Annotated in this window: 13 protein-coding genes; 2 read left to right on the top strand and 11 right to left on the bottom strand. The window is 67.2% G+C overall.

Translation table 11 applies throughout. The features are described from left to right. Nucleotides 1-67 precede the first annotated feature (67 nt). Nucleotides 68-1,489 (bottom strand): NAD(P)/FAD-dependent oxidoreductase, encoded by a 1,422-nt coding sequence (locus SB786_RS14395; protein ID WP_410728021.1) that lies wholly within the window; start codon nucleotides 1,487-1,489, stop codon nucleotides 68-70. Between the two features lie 276 nt (nucleotides 1,490-1,765). Between SB786_RS14395 and SB786_RS14390 the strand changes: the two genes are divergently transcribed. Next, complete coding sequence (locus SB786_RS14390) at nucleotides 1,766-2,413, top strand: TetR/AcrR family transcriptional regulator C-terminal domain-containing protein (protein ID WP_410728020.1); 648 nt, start codon at nucleotides 1,766-1,768, stop codon at nucleotides 2,411-2,413. A 71-nt stretch (nucleotides 2,414-2,484) separates the two neighbouring features. Here SB786_RS14390 and SB786_RS14385 read toward each other — a convergent pair whose 3' ends face one another. The 5 genes from SB786_RS14385 to SB786_RS14365 form a co-directional block, all read right to left on the bottom strand. Continuing rightward, the gene (locus SB786_RS14385; RefSeq protein WP_006760218.1) at nucleotides 2,485-2,988 is read right to left on the bottom strand and encodes a gluconokinase; all 504 of its coding nucleotides are present in this window, start codon (nucleotides 2,986-2,988) and stop codon (nucleotides 2,485-2,487) included. Nucleotides 2,989-3,001: 13 nt separating this feature from the next. Continuing rightward, entirely contained in the window at nucleotides 3,002-4,363 is a 1,362-nt protein-coding gene (locus SB786_RS14380) for a GntP family permease (RefSeq protein ID WP_410728019.1), read from the bottom strand. Nucleotides 4,364-4,579: 216 nt separating this feature from the next. Next, the gene (gene eda / locus SB786_RS14375) at nucleotides 4,580-5,206 is read right to left on the bottom strand and encodes a bifunctional 4-hydroxy-2-oxoglutarate aldolase/2-dehydro-3-deoxy-phosphogluconate aldolase (RefSeq protein WP_166725575.1); all 627 of its coding nucleotides are present in this window, start codon (nucleotides 5,204-5,206) and stop codon (nucleotides 4,580-4,582) included. Between the two features lie 19 nt (nucleotides 5,207-5,225). Further along, nucleotides 5,226-7,082, bottom strand: coding sequence for a phosphogluconate dehydratase (edd, locus tag SB786_RS14370; protein WP_410728018.1), 1,857 nt, complete (start codon nucleotides 7,080-7,082; stop codon nucleotides 5,226-5,228). Nucleotides 7,083-7,175: 93 nt separating this feature from the next. Beyond that, nucleotides 7,176-7,340: a hypothetical protein gene (locus SB786_RS14365; RefSeq protein ID WP_410728017.1), complete on the bottom strand. Its 165-nt coding sequence runs from the start codon at nucleotides 7,338-7,340 to the stop codon at nucleotides 7,176-7,178. Nucleotides 7,341-7,375: 35 nt separating this feature from the next. Here SB786_RS14365 and SB786_RS14360 point away from each other — a divergent pair, with 35 nt between their 5' ends. Further along, on the top strand, nucleotides 7,376-8,224 hold the full coding sequence (locus SB786_RS14360; RefSeq protein ID WP_050013824.1) for a MurR/RpiR family transcriptional regulator: 849 nt from the start codon (nucleotides 7,376-7,378) through the stop codon (nucleotides 8,222-8,224). Between the two features lie 106 nt (nucleotides 8,225-8,330). Here SB786_RS14360 and SB786_RS14355 read toward each other — a convergent pair whose 3' ends face one another. The 5 genes from SB786_RS14355 to leuS form a co-directional block, all read right to left on the bottom strand. Further along, a complete protein-coding gene (locus SB786_RS14355; protein ID WP_175757159.1) occupies nucleotides 8,331-8,753 on the bottom strand; it encodes a CopD family protein in 423 nt (140 codons plus the stop codon). 17 nt (nucleotides 8,754-8,770) lie between these two features. Further along, nucleotides 8,771-10,042: a glutamate-5-semialdehyde dehydrogenase gene (locus SB786_RS14350; RefSeq protein WP_410728016.1), complete on the bottom strand. Its 1,272-nt coding sequence runs from the start codon at nucleotides 10,040-10,042 to the stop codon at nucleotides 8,771-8,773. Nucleotides 10,043-10,237: 195 nt separating this feature from the next. After that, the gene (gene holA / locus SB786_RS14345; RefSeq protein WP_410728015.1) at nucleotides 10,238-11,332 is read right to left on the bottom strand and encodes a DNA polymerase III subunit delta; all 1,095 of its coding nucleotides are present in this window, start codon (nucleotides 11,330-11,332) and stop codon (nucleotides 10,238-10,240) included. Between the two features lie 18 nt (nucleotides 11,333-11,350). Then, on the bottom strand, nucleotides 11,351-11,902 hold the full coding sequence (gene lptE, locus SB786_RS14340) for an LPS assembly lipoprotein LptE (RefSeq protein ID WP_410728014.1): 552 nt from the start codon (nucleotides 11,900-11,902) through the stop codon (nucleotides 11,351-11,353). Between the two features lie 38 nt (nucleotides 11,903-11,940). Further along, a complete protein-coding gene (leuS, locus tag SB786_RS14335) occupies nucleotides 11,941-14,535 on the bottom strand; it encodes a leucine--tRNA ligase (RefSeq protein WP_410728013.1) in 2,595 nt (864 codons plus the stop codon). Nucleotides 14,536-14,650 lie beyond the last annotated feature (115 nt).

Raw genomic sequence — 14,650 nt, 5'->3', positions numbered from 1 at the left:
AAAAAAAGCCCGATGCGAGCACTTTCGCATCGGGCTTTTTCGTTGGTGGTCGCGCGGGGACCGAAGGTCAGAACGAAATCATCCGCCCCGGATTCAGCGCGCTCATCACGCTCATCGCCGCCTTCGCGGCCGGAATCGCGATCGGCGACAACTGCCGGCCGAGCGGAATCTCGCGATGGTCGATGCCGGTCAGCATCGAGAAATCGTCGTTGCGCCCGACGAAATCGTCGCAGATCGCCTTGCCGATCCGCACCGTCTGCGCGACGCCGTGCCCGCTCCAGCCCTGCACCATGTACATCGGCACGCGGCCGTCGGTCTTGCGGCTGTCGGTCGCGCCGTTCAGCGTGAAGTCGCTGACGCCGCTCCAGCAGTAGTCGAGCGCGAAGCGGCCGTCGTGCTGCGCAAACACCGTGTTCAGCCGCGTCAGCAGATACGCGTTGACGTCCTGCTGCGCCCAGCACGAGCCGGTGCCCTGCCCGCCGAACAGCAGGCGGTTGCCGCGCACCGGCCGGTAGTAGTCGATCTGGAACTGCGTGTCGTACACCGGCATGCCGGCCGGCATCAGCGTCGCGACGTCGACGTCGAGCGGCGCCGTCACGCTCACATACGTGAAGAACGGCACGGTGGTCGCGCCGCCGTCGTCCAGCAGCCGGAACGTCGTGTTGTGCAGCGCGAGCACGACGCCGCGGCGCGCGGTGATCGTGCCGCCCGGCGTCGTCGCGACGACGCCCGCGGGCGTTTCGTCGAGCTCGAGCACCTCGGTGCCTTCGTACAGCGCGCCGCCGTTCAACTGGAAGCCATGCACGAGGCCGCGCACCAGCGCGAGCGGATGAAGCTGCCCGCCGAGCGCGTCGATCGCCGCGCCGTGATACAGGTCCGAGCGCACGTATTCGTCGTGCAGCTGATGGCGGCCGACGAGCGTCACGCCCGCATCGCCGAGATGACGGCGGGCGTCCGCGCCGTCGAGCAGCGCGCTCATGTGGCCCGGGTGGACCGCCGCCGTCACGTGGCCGCGCTTGCGGTCGAGATCGAGCGCGTAACGCGCGCCGATTTCGTCGATCAGGTCCATCGATTCGGTCGACGCGAAGCGCCACAGCCGCTTCGCGTCGTCGTGCGACAGGTAGTCGATCATGTCGGCGGCTTCCCAGCGCGCGAGGCCGGGCGTCAGTTGCCCGCCGTTGCGGCCCGACGCCGCGGAGCCGATGTGATGCTTGTCGACGAGGATCGTGTCGACTCCCGCTTCCGCGAGATGCAGCGCGGCCGATGCGCCGAGCAGCCCCGAACCGATCACCAGCACGTCGCACACGGCGTCGTGCGCGAGCGGCGCGCCGTTTTCGTGGCGCGACAGCGACGCCTCGTACCAGTTGGCCGGACGTTCGCCGTCGTAGCGGGACGGCTCGCACCAGTTCCAGTTGTCCTTTTCGATGTTCAGTTGCGTCTGGTCGAAACGCGATTCGCCCTGGATCAGGGGTTTGTTGTGGGTGGTCATGATTGCACTTGCATGGTCTTGGGCCGCCAGTCGAAGGGCCGTGAGGCTTCGCGGGTGGGGCAGCCGGTTCCACATGGGTGTCAACGATAAAAAGGGGCGCGATGGCCCGTGTTGACGGCGGGCACGCTCGTGCCGCCTGAATCCCGGACTGTGCGAAAGCACGTATTGAAAGGTGCCGGGACACCCAATTTCTACACCGCAGAAATAATTCTACAGTGTAGAATAAGCTTTCGTCAAGTTTACAGCGGGCGCCGTTCCGCCTGCCAGCCCGCCTCGATGAAAGACAAACCCGCCCAAGGCCCGCGCGGCCTCGACAAGGACGCGATCGTCGCGGCCGCGCTCGCGCTGCTCGAAGAGGTCGGCGAAGCCGCGTTCAGCGTGCGCAAGCTCGCGCAGTCGGTCGGTTGCGACCCGATGAGCGTGCTGTATCACTTCAAGTCGAAGGACGGCCTGACCCGTGCGATCGCGAATGCGCTGTCGCGCTCGCTGGTACCGGTCGACGACACGCTGCCGTGGCGCGACCGGCTGCGCGATCTCGCGCGCCAGTACCGCGCGCTCGCGCTGCGCTACCCGGCCGCATTCGCGCTGCTGCAGCGGCACATGAGCACGGGGCCGGCCGATCTCGCGCATATCGAGGCCGTGCATCGCGCGCTGGCCGACGCCGGCATCCCGCGCGCGGCGCTGCCGGCCGTGTGCGTCGGCTGGTATGCGAGCGTGATCGGGCTCGCCGCCGCCGAGGCCGGCGGCCTCACGCGGCCCGCGAACGACGTCGAGCTCGCGGAAATGAATGCGCTCTCCGATACCGCGCATCCGCTCGTCAAATCGGCCGCGCCGCTCTATGCGCGGCTCGATCCGGCCGTGGTGCACGACACGATGCTCGACGTGCTGCTCGACGGCATCGCGCGGCACGCGCACGCAGCCTGACCGGCGCGCGCGCCGCCAACGAAAAAGGCGCCCGAAGGCGCCTTTTTCATGAAGCTTGCGGCCAACCGCGCTCAGTGCTGCTGCGCGAAGCCGATCTTCACCATCACTTCGTTGACGATCTGTTCGGGCGTCAATTCGATGCTGACCTCGATCGCTTCGTCCGGGCCCGGCTCCTCGAGCGTGTCGAGCTGGCTCTTCAGCAGCGACGGATCGAAGAAATGGCCCGTGCGGCTCTTCAGGCGCTCCTGCAATACCTCGAACGAACCCTTCAGATACACGAACCGCACGTCGGTGTCGGTGCCGCGCAGCACGTCGCGGTACGACCGCTTCAGCGACGAGCACGTGAACACGGCCGTCTCGCCGGCGCGCTGCTTTTCCTCGATGGCCGCGCGGATCGTGCGCAGCCACGGCCAGCGGTCGTCGTCGGTCAGTGGAATGCCGTGATGCATCTTTTCCTTGTTCGCCGCGCTGTGAAACGCGTCGCCATCGGTATAGCTGCACGACAGGCGTTCCGCCAGCATTTCGCCGATTCGCGACTTGCCCGCGCCCGACACGCCCATTGCGATCAGAATCATTGACTACCCCTTGTTACAGAACCAGGCTCAGCAGCAGCGTGAAGCTAAGACCGAGCACCGAGATGATGGTTTCAAGCAGCGACCAGGTCTTGAACGTCTGACCGACCGTCATCCCGAAGTATTCCTTGATCAGCCAGAAGCCGCCGTCGTTCACGTGCGAGAAGATCAGCGAGCCCGAGCCCGTCGCGAGCACCAGCAGTTCCGGGCTGACCGCCGCGCCGGACGCCGCCGCGATCGGCGCGACGATGCCGCAGGCCGTCGTCATCGCGACCGTCGCCGAACCCGTCGCGAGACGCATCAGCGCCGCGACGAACCAGCCGAGCAGCAGCGGCGACAGGTGCGCGTGCTTCGCGGTCTCGACGATCTGCTGCGAGATCCCGCTGTCGCGCAGGACGCCGCCGAAGCCGCCGCCCGCACCGACGATCAGCGTGATCCCGGCGATCGGCGCCAGACACTCGCCGCAGAACTTCTGGATCTGGTCGCGGTTGAAGCCCTGCAGCTTGCCGAACGTGAAAAAGCTCACCAGCACGGCGATCAGCAGCGCGACGTCGGAGTTGCCGGCAAAGCGCAGCAGGTTGTTCGGCAGCGACTTCGGCGCGAACACCAGGTCGGCCCAGCTGCCGACCAGCATCAGCACGACGGGCAGCAGGATCGTGAACAGCGTGATGCCGAAACTCGGCAGTTCGCGCTTGCGACCCTCCGTGTGCGTATCGACGAACTGCGCCGCGAGCGGATTGTTTTCCGGCAGCTTCACGAACTTCGAGATCATCAGCGCGAATAGCGGACCGGCGATGATCGCGGTCGGCACGCCGACGATCAGGCCGAATGCGATCGTCTTGCCGATATCGGCGCCGTATTGCTGAACGGCCAGCAGCGCGGCCGGGTGCGGCGGGATCAGCCCGTGCACGACGGACAGGCCGGCCACCATCGGCAGGCCGACGACGAGCAGCGACTTGCCGGTGCGCTTCGCGACGTTGAACGCGATCGGGATCAGCAGCACGAAGCCGACTTCGAAGAACACCGGCAGGCCGACGATGATCGCGACGAACATCATCGCCCAGTGGATGTTCTTTTCACCGAACCAGTCGATCAGCGTGGTCGCGATCCGTTCGGCGCCGCCCGATTCGGCCATCATCTTGCCGAGCATCGTGCCCAGGCCGACGACGATCGCGATGTGGCCGAGCGTGCCGCCGGTGCCCGTTTCGAACGACTTGACGATCTTGTCCATCGGCATGCCGACGACGAGGCCGAGGCCCAGCGAAACGATGATCAGCACCAGGAACGGGTAGATCTTGTAGCGCGCGATCATCAGGATCAGCGCGGCGATCGCGATCAGCGTGAATACGAGCAGCACGCTGCCTTGGACGGCCCCCATGTGGCACTCCTCCTAGAATTGTTCGAACCGGGCGAGGTGTTGCGAGTATGCCCGGCTATGCAGGTCTCCGAAACACGGGGGTACCCCCCGTCAGGACGCTGAATTTTACTTATCTTTGCGGCCCACGGATAGAACCGGTTCCATCAGCAAAAACCCTCGGTAAAACAAGCACTAACGCTTGCTTTCCGAGGGCAAAACGATCATTTGGTACAAGTCTTAACGGGGGAGCTGGCTCGCGGCTTGCGCGAGGCGCGTGACCTCGGCCCAGTCCTGCGCGGCGAGCGCGGCTTTCGGCGTGAGCCACGAGCCGCCGACGCACACGACGTTCGGCAGCTTCAGGAAACTCGGCGCGCTTTCGGCCGTGATGCCGCCCGTCGGGCAGAACTTCAGCGCCGGGAACGGGCCGTGGAACGCCTGCAGCATCGGCACGCCGCCGGCCTGCTGCGCGGGGAAGAACTTGACGATCTCGTAGCCGAATTCGAGCGCCTGGATGATGTCGCTCGGCGTCATCACGCCCGGCAGCAGCGGCAGGTCCGCGTCGAGCGACGCGAGGTGCAGGTCCTTCGTCAGGCCCGGCGACACGCCGAACTTCGCGCCCGCACGCTTCGCCTGCGCGCAGTGCTCGGGCTTCGTGATCGTGCCGACGCCGACGACGATGTCGTCCGCGAGCTGGCTCGCGCGCTGGATCGCCTCCAGGCCCGCCGGCGTGCGCAGCGTGATCTCGAGCACCTTGACGCCGCCCGCGTGCAGCGCGCGCGACACGTGTTCACCCTGCTCGACCGAGTCGAATGCGAGCACCGGAATGACCGGGCCCAGCTTCACGATTTCGCCAATCGTCTTCATTGATGACACTCCTTGAAATTCATGCAGCGACGCCGACGACCGTTTCGCCGACCAGCGTCCCGAAAACCGATGCGCCCTGCTCGGCCGGCGCGGCGGCCGCGCGGAACACGCCGAACAGTTCGCGCCCGAACCCGACTTCGTTCTCCGCCTGGTGCTGCGGCTGCGCCACTGCGCGCGCTTGCCACTCGGCGTCGTCGACCTCGATGTCGAGCACGCCGGCTTCCGCGTCGATCACGAGCGTGTCGCCCGTCTTCACCTTGCCGAGCGGGCCGGCCAGCAGCGCTTCCGGCGACACGTGGATCACCGCCGGCACCTTGCCCGACGCGCCGGACATGCGGCCGTCGGTGACGAGCGCGACGTGAAAGCCCTGATCCTGCAGCACGCCGAGCAGCGGCGTCAAACGGTGCAGCTCGGGCATCCCGTTCGCGCGCGCGCCCTGGAAGCGCACGACCGCGACGAAATCGCGCTTGAGCTCGCCGCGATCGAATGCCGCCTGCACGGCTTCCTGCGAATCGAATACGATCGCGGGCGCCGTCACCTTGCGGTGCTCGGGCGCGACCGCCGAAATCTTGATCACGCCGCGGCCGAGCCGGCCCTGCATCAGGCGCAGGCCGCCGTCCGGCTGGAACGGCTCGCGAATGCCGCGCAGCACCTTCGTGTCGTGGCTCTCGGCCGTGCCGTCGACCCACGTCAGCTTGCCGTCGATCAGCTTCGGCTCCTTCGTGTAGTGCGACAGGCCCTTGCCGGCGACCGTCGTCACGTCTTCGTGCAGCAGCCCGCCTTCGAGCAGGTTGCGCACCAGGAACGCAACGCCGCCCGCCGCGTGGAAATGGTTCACGTCCGCCTTGCCGTTCGGGTAGATCTTCGCGAGCAGCGGCACGACGGCCGACAGCTCGTCGAAATCGTTCCAGTCGATCAGCACGCCGGCCGCACGCGCGATCGCGACAAGGTGCAGCGTGTGGTTGGTCGAGCCGCCCGTCGCGAGCAGCGCGACGATCCCGTTGACGATCGCCTTCTCGTCGATCACATGGCCGATCGGCGTGTACTGGCCGCGCTCGACCGTCAGATCGAGCACGCGGCGCGCGGCTTCGGCCGTCAGGGCGTCGCGCAGCGGCGTGTGCGGATGGACGAACGCCGAGCCCGGCAGGTGCAGGCCCATCAGCTCCATCAGCATCTGGTTGCTGTTCGCGGTGCCGTAGAACGTGCAGGTGCCGTGGCCGTGATACGCGGCCGATTCGGCTTCGAGCAGCGCGTCGCGGCCGACCTGGCCGGTCGCGAACTGCTGGCGGATCTTCGCCTTGTCGTCGTTCGACAGGCCGCTCGTCATCGGGCCGGCCGGCACGAAGATGGTCGGCAGGTGGCCGAACTGCAGCGCGCCGATCAGCAGGCCCGGCACGATCTTGTCGCAGATGCCGAGGCAGAGCGCCGCGTCGAACATGTTGTGCGTGAGCGCGATCGCCGTGCCCATCGCGATCGCCTCGCGCGAGAACAGCGACAGCTCCATCCCGGGGTTGCCCTGCGTGACGCCGTCGCACATCGCCGGCACGCCGCCCGCGAACTGCGCGACGCCGCCGTTCTCACGTGCGGCGGCCTTGATGATGTCGGGGAAATCCTTGTACGGCGCGTGCGCGGACAGCATCTCGTTGTACGAGGACACGATGCCGATGTTCGGCTCGCGGATCGCCTTGATCTGGAACTTGTCGCTGCCTTCGAGACCCGCGAAGCCGTGCGCGAGGTTCGCGCACGACAGCGCGCCGCGCGCCGGAAACTTGCCTTGCGCGCCGTCGATGCGCTGCAGATAGGCGGAACGGGTCGATTGGCTGCGGGCGATCACGCGTTCGGTGACTTTCGCCAGAGTGGGGTGCAGCGACGTCATGCTGGGCGCTCCTGTATGCCGGACGACACCGGCGGTTGGAATCGTGGGGACGGTCGAGTGCGTCGAACGAACGAAGCCAGTCTAGTAGAAAAACTACATGCGCGCAATGCAGATCGACAGGCGCGCAACCCACATTCCCGCCACCAGCAAGGCTTTACCTAGTAAAAACCCTAATTCACCGCCGAAGCCGAAGCAGAAATTACCGGCAATGGAGCTAGCATTTTCGTGTAGATTTTCTACAATTCGATTGCGATACACTCGCTCATCCGAACCCCATTTCCATCCACCGCCCCATGCTGCCTCGCATTGAAGCGATCCGCGCCGAACTGCGCCCGTCCGAGCGCAAGCTTGCCGACTACATCCTCGCCGCGCCGCGCGAGGTGCTCGACCTCGCGATGACCGAGCTGTCGACCCGCGCGGGCGTCAGCCAGCCGACCATCGCGCGCTTCTGCCAGGCGCTCGGCTGCAGCGGCTTTCGCGAATTCAAGATCCGGCTCGCGCAGAGCGTCGCGCCGGGCGTGTCGTCGGTGTATCGCGACGTCGAGCCCGACGAGCCCGCGCCCGGCATCATCGGCAAGGTGTTCGACCGCACGATCGGCGCGCTGATCGAGGTACGCAACAGCCTGTCGGCCGGCAGCGTCGCCGACGCGATCGCGCTGCTGTCGAATGCGTCGCGCATCGAGTTCTACGGCGCCGGCGGCTCGGGCATCGCCGCGCAGGACATCCAGCACAAGTTCTTCCGGCTCGGCGTGCCGAGCGTCGCGTATTCGGACCCGCACACGTTCTCGATGTCGTCGGCGCTGCTCGGGCCGCACGACGTCGTCGTCGCGATCTCGAACACCGGCCGCACCCGCGACATCGTCGATGCCGCGCGCTCCGCGCTCGCGTGCGGCGCGAAGGTCGTCGCGATCACGCAGAGCCATTCGCCGCTCGCGAAACTCGCGACGGTGAGCCTCGCGTCGAACGTGGCCGAGGAAACCGACGTGTTCTCGCCGATGACGTCGCGGATGTCGCACCTCGCGATCGGCGACATCCTCGCGGTCGGCGTCGCGCTGTCGCGCGGGCCCGCGCTGATGGAGCGCGTCGGTCGCGCGAAGGAGGCAATCACGCGCCGCCGGATCGACGACCCGACGAAGGATTGATGCGCACGCCGCGCACATGAAACAACGGCGCCCCGAGGGGCGCCGTTGTTTCATGTGTGCATCGATCGACCGCCGGCATGCTCGTCGACGGAGCCGCCGGCCGGGTTCAGAACGGCTTGATCACCGCCAACGCGACCGCGGCGAGCATGCCGAGCACCGGCAGCTCGTTGAACACGCGATACCACTTGTCGGTGCGGCGGTTCTCGCCGCGCTCGAACACGCGCAGCAGGTGCCCGCAATACGCGTGGTAGATGACGAGCAGCAGCACCACCGTCACCTTCGCGTGGATCCAGCCCTGCCCCTGGCCGATGCCGATCACGAGCCAGAGCCACAGCCCGCAGGCCAGCGCCGGCACCGCGATCATCGTCATGAAGCGGAACAGCTTGCGCGCCATCAGCAGCAGGCGCCGCACCGCGGCCGGATCGGTCTCCATGGCCAGGTTCACGTAGATGCGCGGCAGGTAGAACAGCCCTGCGAACCACGCGGCGATCAGAACGATATGGAACGTCTTGACCCAGAGCATTGCCATCGGTTGTGCGCCTCGCTTTACTGACGGCCTTCGCCGTGCCCGAGCACGACGTACTTCAGCGACGTGAGCCCTTCCAGGCCGACGGGGCCGCGTGCGTGCAGCTTGTCGTTCGAGATGCCGATTTCCGCGCCGAGGCCGAATTCGAAGCCGTCCGCGAAGCGCGTCGACGCGTTGACCATCACGCTTGCCGAATCGACTTCGCGCAGGAAGCGCATCGCGCGGTCGTGATCCTCGGTGACGATCGCATCGGTGTGATGCGAGCCGTAGTGGTTGATGTGCTCGATCGCGGCGTCGAGGCCGTCGACGATCTTGATCGCGAGCACCGGCGCGAGATATTCGGTGTGCCAGTCTTCGTCGGTCGCGTCGACGAGCGGGCCGACGCCCGCCTCGGCCAGCACCGCGCGCGCGGCCGCATCGACACGCAGCTCGACCTGCTTGTCGCGATACAGCTTGCCGAGCGGCGGCAGCAGCGTCGCCGCGATGCCGCTCGCCACGAGCAGCGTTTCCATCGTGTTGCAGGTGCCGTAGCGGTGCGTCTTCGCGTTGTCGCATACGGTCAGCGCCTTCGCGAGATCGGCGCGATCGTCGACATACACGTGGCAGATGCCGTCGAGGTGCTTGATCATCGGCACACGCGCCTCGTTGATCAGTCGCTCGATGAGGCTCTTGCCGCCGCGCGGCACGATCACGTCGACATATTCTGTCATCGTGATCAGCTTGCCGACCGCGGCGCGATCGGCGGTCGCGACGACCTGCACGGCATCCTGCGGCAGGCCGGCCGCCTCGAGCCCTTCGCCGATCAGCTTCGCGAGCGCCGCATTCGATTCGAGCGCCTCGGAGCCGCCGCGCAGGATCGTCGCGTTGCCCGACTTCAGGCACAGCGCGGCCGCGTCGATCGTCACGTTCGGGCGCGACTCGTAGATGATGCCGATCACGCCGAGCGGCACGCGCATCTGGCCGACCTGGATCCCGCTCGGGCGGTACTTGAGGTTGCCGATCTCGCCGATCGGATCGGCCAGCGACGCGACCTGGCGCAGACCTTCGACCATCGTCTTCAGCGCGTTGTCGGACAACGTCAGGCGATCGATGAATGCCGCGTCGAGGCCCTTTTCGCGGGCACGAGCGACGTCGCGTGCATTCGCATCCTTCAACGCCTGCGCGTCGCGCTCGATCGCGCGGGCCACGGCGTCGAGCGCCGCGTTCTTCGCGGCCGTGCTGGCGCGCGCCATCGCGCGGGAAGCGTGCCGGGCACGGCGGCCCAGGTCCGTCATGTACTGGTCGATATCCATCGTGTGACTCGAGAAGCGAGCCGCTTGGCGCGGCGTGAATTCGTGGGGAAGCGGGACGGCCATCCGGGGACGGCCATCCGGGGTGTGACGATCCGCGGGACAGCCATCCGCGCAGGGCGGCGGCCGATATGCCGCGCCAGCTATCGAAGCATTGTAAGCGGGTTGCGCAGCGCGCGCTGAAGGCCCGAACGGGACTTAGCGTCGCACGCGACCCGCGGTCGGCGGTCGCTCGCCGCGGGCGCTCGCGACCGTCATCGCGAGCTGGAACAGCCCGTCCCACGGGTCGGGCGGCGGTTCGTCCTGCGTACGGCGGCCCGGCGTGACGGCGGACAAGCCCTTGACCTGCCGGTCGAGCTTCGCGGCGAACGCGAGCGCCTTTTCGAGCCCCGCTTCCGACACGCGGTTCAGCGCGGGGCCGATCAACCGCTCGCGCGGGCCCCACATGCGGTTCTCGCGCAGCAGCGTGGCCAGCGGCTTGCCGGCCGTCGTGCCGCGCTTGATCCGCAGCAGCGTGCGCAATTCCTCGACGACGGCCCACATCACGAGCACGATCGCCTCGCCCTCGCCCTTCAGCCCGTCGATCATCCGCGCGAGCCGGGCGGCATCGCCCGCGAGCATCGCCTCGTTCAGCTTGAACACGTCGTAGCGCGCGACGTTCAGCACCGCGTCGTGCACCTGCTCGAACGACAGCACGCCCTGCGGATAGAGCAGCCCGAGCTTCTGAATCTCCTGATGCGCAGCGAGCAGGTTGCCCTCGACGCGCTCCGCGATGAACTGCAGCGCGCGCCGCCCGTCGTCGCCGGGCGCGACGCGCTGGCCCTGCATCGACAGACGCTGGCCGATCCAGTTCGGCAGCTGCGCGCGTTCGACCGGATCGATCTTCAGCGCGACGCCGCCGTTCTGCAGCGCGGTAAACCACGCGGATTTCTGCGTGGCCGCGTCGAGGCGCGGCAACGTGACGAGCATCAGCGCGTCGGGGTTGGGCGTGGCCGCGAGCGTCTTCAGCGCATCGGCGCCTTCCTTGCCGGGCTTGCCCGACGGAATGCGCAGCTCGATCAGCTGGCGCTCGCCGAACAGCGACATCGCCTGGGTCGCGCCAAGCAGCACGCTCCAGTCGAAGCCGCGCTCGACCGTATGCACCGAACGCTCGGTGAAGCCGGCCGCGCGTGCGGCCGCACGAATGCGGTCGCACGCTTCCTGCGCGAGCAGCGGCTCGTCGCCGTAGACGGTGTAGAGCCCGGCCATCCCCTTCGCGAGGTGCGGCTCCAGCGCATCAAGTCGCAATTGCATCGGTGCGTGCGCCGGCGATCACAGCGGCGGCGGCGGCAGCGGCGCGCGCGGCGCGACGCCCGGCACCACGTCCTCCGGCGCCGGCGTCAGCGAGTGGACGATCGCGAGACGCCGCATCAGCTGGTCGACCGCGTCGTTCTGCATGTCGCCGTACAGAATATCGGCTTCCTGCGCCTTCGCGTTGGTGTACTGGTCGCTGTACGTCATCGCGCGGTTCAGCGCGATCGCGCTCGGCGGGATCAGCAGCGTGCCGTCCTGGCTCGTCAGCGTGAAGTTCAGCGTGTAGAACAGCGCGTATTCCTGCGCGGAGCCGTACTTGTTGAGCGTCAGCGTGTTTTGCCCACGCGACTCGGACATGCGCAGCACGGCATCGGCTTCGTCCACCGATTTGACGATCTTCGTGTCGCTGCCGGCCTGGACGAGGCGCGTGAGCCGTGCCTCGACGGGCGCCGGCGCGCCGGCCACCAGCAGGCGCTTGAACGCGTAGTCCTGCCGGCCGCGCAACTGGAAACCGCATGCCGACAGCCCGACCGCGCTGCCGACGAGCACCAAAAACGATCTGCGGATCACCTTCGCTCCTTCTGTGTGCGCCCGACGGCCAATGGCCGTCAGACGACGATGTTCACGAGGCGGCCGGGCACGACGACGATCTTCTTCGCCGGCTTGCCGTCGCTGAACTTCGCGAACGCTTCGTCGGCCACTGCCGCGGCTTCGATCGCCTCGCGGCTCGCGTCCTTCGCGACCTTCAGCGCGCCGCGCACCTTGCCGTTCACCTGCAGCACGAGTTCGATCTCGGCCTGCTCGAGCGCGGCCTCGTCGACCTTCGGCCACGGTGCGTCGAGCAGCGGGCCGAAATCGTCCGCGTAGCCGAGCGCCTTCCACAGCTCGAACGTGACGTGCGGCACGACAGGGTACAGCACGCGCAGCAGCACGCCGTACGTCTCGCGCAGCACGGCGGGCGTCGCGCCCTTCGCGCCGTCGATCGCGTTCAGCATCTTCATCGCGGCCGACACGACCGTGTTGTACTGCAGGCGCTGGTAGTCGAAATCGGCCTGCTTCAGCACGCTGTAGATTTCGCGGCGCAGCGCCTTGTCGGCGTCGCCGAGCGCGGCCGCGTCGAAGCCCGCGCGCGCGGCGAGCGCCTCGCGGTTCGTCGCGCCGAAGCTCCACACGCGGCGCAGGAAGCGGCTCGCGCCTTCGACGCCCGCGCCCGACCATTCGAGCTGCTGCTCGGGCGGCGCCGCGAACATCGTGAACAGGCGCGCGGTATCGGCGCCGTACTGGTCGATCAGCACCTGCGGATCGACGCCGTTGTTCTTCGACTTCGACATCTTCTCGATGCCGCCGAGCACGACCGGCTGGCCGTCCGTGTTCAGCGTCGCGCCGACCGGGCGGCCCTTGTCGTCGTGCGTGACCGTCACGTCGGTCGGGTTGTACCAGGTCTTCTTGCCGGATGCGTCTTCGCGGTAGAACGTCTCGTTCAGCACCATCCCCTGCGTGAGCAGGTTCTTCGCCGGCTCGCCGAACTTCACGAGGCCGAGGTCACGCATCACCTTGGTCCAGAAGCGCGAATACAGCAGGTGCAGGATCGCGTGCTCGATGCCGCCGATGTACTGGTCCATCGGCATCCAGTAATCGGTGCGCGCGTCGACCATCGTGTCGGCGTCCGGCGCCGTGTAGCGCGAGAAGTACCACGACGAATCGACGAAGGTGTCCATCGTGTCGGTCTCGCGCTTCGCGGCCGCGCCGCACTTCGGGCACGAGCAGTTCAGGAACGCTTCCGACTTCGCGAGCGGATTGCCCGAGCCGTCCGGCACGAGGTCTTCCGGCAGCACGACCGGCAGGTCCTGCTCCGGCACCGGCACGTCGCCGCACGACGGGCAGTGGATGATCGGGATCGGCGTGCCCCAGTAGCGCTGGCGCGACACGCCCCAGTCGCGCAGGCGCCACGTGACCTGCTTGTCGCCGAAGCCGCCGGCCTTCAGGTCGGCCGCGACCGCGTCGACCGCTTCCGCGTAGCGCAGCCCGTCGTACTTGCCGCTGTTCACGCAGACCGCGGTTTCCTTGTCGCCGTACCATTCCTGCCAGGCATCCAGCGAGTACGTCTGCCCTTCGCTCGAAATCACCTGCTTGATCGGCAGGCCGTACTTCTTCGCGAATGCGAAATCGCGCTCGTCGTGGCCCGGCACGCCCATCACCGCGCCTTCGCCATAGCTCATCAGCACGTAGTTGCCGATCCAGACCTCGACCGGCTCGCCCGTCAGCGGGTGCGACACGGAGAAGCCCGTCGCGAGGCCTTTCTTCTCCATCGTCGCGACATCGGCCTCGGCGACGCCGCCGCGCTTGCATTCGTCGATGAACGCCTGCAGTTCCGGCTTGCCCTGCGCGAGGCGCGTGGCAAGCGGATGCTCGGCCGCGACCGCGCAGAACGTGACGCCCATGATCGTGTCGGCACGCGTCGTGAACACGCGCAGGAGCGCCTTCTCGCCGTCGAGTTCGTACGGGAAGCCGAAGTTCACGCCGAAGCTCTTGCCGATCCAGTTCTGCTGCATGATCTTCACGCGCTCGGGCCAGCCGAGGCCCTCGAGATCGTTCAGCAGTTCATCCGCGTACTGCGTGATGCGCAGGTAGTACATCGGGATCTCGCGCTTCTCGACGAGCGCGCCCGAGCGCCAGCCGCGGCCGTCGATCACCTGCTCGTTCGCGAGCACGGTCTGGTCGACCGGGTCCCAGTTCACGGTGCCCGTCTTCTTGTACGCGATGCCCTTCTCGAGCATCTTCAGGAACAGCCACTGGTTCCACTTGTAGTAGTCGGGCTTGCATGTCGCGATTTCGCGCGACCAGTCGATCGCGAGGCCCATCGACTGCATCTGGCCCTTCATGTAGTCGATGTTGTCGTAGGTCCACTTCGCGGGCGGCACGCCGTTCGCCATCGCGGCGTTCTCGGCCGGCATACCGAACGCGTCCCAGCCCATCGGCATCAGCGTGTTGTAGCCGTTCATCCGCAGATAGCGGTACATCACGTCGTTGATCGTGTAGTTGCGCACGTGACCCATGTGCAGCTTGCCGGACGGATACGGCAGCATCGACACGCAGTAGAACTTCGGCTTCTGCGAATCTTCCCTCGTCTTGTAGGCATCGGCTGCGCGCCAGTCGCCCTGGGCGGCGGCTTCGACGTCGGCGGGTACGTATCTCTCGTGCATGGTGTGGTTCGGACTAGGCTTTAAGCAGCGCGACGGCTCGCGCGCAGGATTGGATCGAAAATCGTGCGTACCCGGCGGCACTGCAGGTTCGCTGTTGCGGGACCTGTTCGGGGTT

Source organism: Burkholderia sp. SIMBA_062 (assembly GCF_046534765.1).
In the GTDB taxonomy this organism is placed as follows: Bacteria; Pseudomonadota; Gammaproteobacteria; order Burkholderiales; family Burkholderiaceae; genus Burkholderia; species Burkholderia ambifaria.
Note: the sequence above shows the minus strand (reverse complement) of the source record. Positions and strands in the feature narration are given on the sequence as shown.

Bases quoted from the DNA above. Each gene is read 5' to 3' on its own strand.
- SB786_RS14380 (WP_410728019.1), bottom strand. From the start codon at position 4,363: ATGGGGGCCGTCCAAGGCAGCGTGCTGCTCGTATTCACGCTGATCGCG.
- eda (WP_166725575.1), bottom strand. From the start codon at position 5,206: ATGAAGACGATTGGCGAAATCGTGAAGCTGGGCCCGGTCATTCCGGTG.
- SB786_RS14385 (WP_006760218.1), bottom strand. From the start codon at position 2,988: ATGATTCTGATCGCAATGGGCGTGTCGGGCGCGGGCAAGTCGCGAATC.
- SB786_RS14360 (WP_050013824.1), top strand. From the start codon at position 7,376: ATGCTGCCTCGCATTGAAGCGATCCGCGCCGAACTGCGCCCGTCCGAG.
- holA (WP_410728015.1), bottom strand. From the start codon at position 11,332: ATGCAATTGCGACTTGATGCGCTGGAGCCGCACCTCGCGAAGGGGATG.
- SB786_RS14350 (WP_410728016.1), bottom strand. From the start codon at position 10,042: ATGGATATCGACCAGTACATGACGGACCTGGGCCGCCGTGCCCGGCAC.
- edd (WP_410728018.1), bottom strand. From the start codon at position 7,082: ATGACGTCGCTGCACCCCACTCTGGCGAAAGTCACCGAACGCGTGATC.
- leuS (WP_410728013.1), bottom strand. From the start codon at position 14,535: ATGCACGAGAGATACGTACCCGCCGACGTCGAAGCCGCCGCCCAGGGC.
- SB786_RS14395 (WP_410728021.1), bottom strand. From the start codon at position 1,489: ATGACCACCCACAACAAACCCCTGATCCAGGGCGAATCGCGTTTCGAC.
- SB786_RS14390 (WP_410728020.1), top strand. From the start codon at position 1,766: ATGAAAGACAAACCCGCCCAAGGCCCGCGCGGCCTCGACAAGGACGCG.
- SB786_RS14355 (WP_175757159.1), bottom strand. From the start codon at position 8,753: ATGGCAATGCTCTGGGTCAAGACGTTCCATATCGTTCTGATCGCCGCG.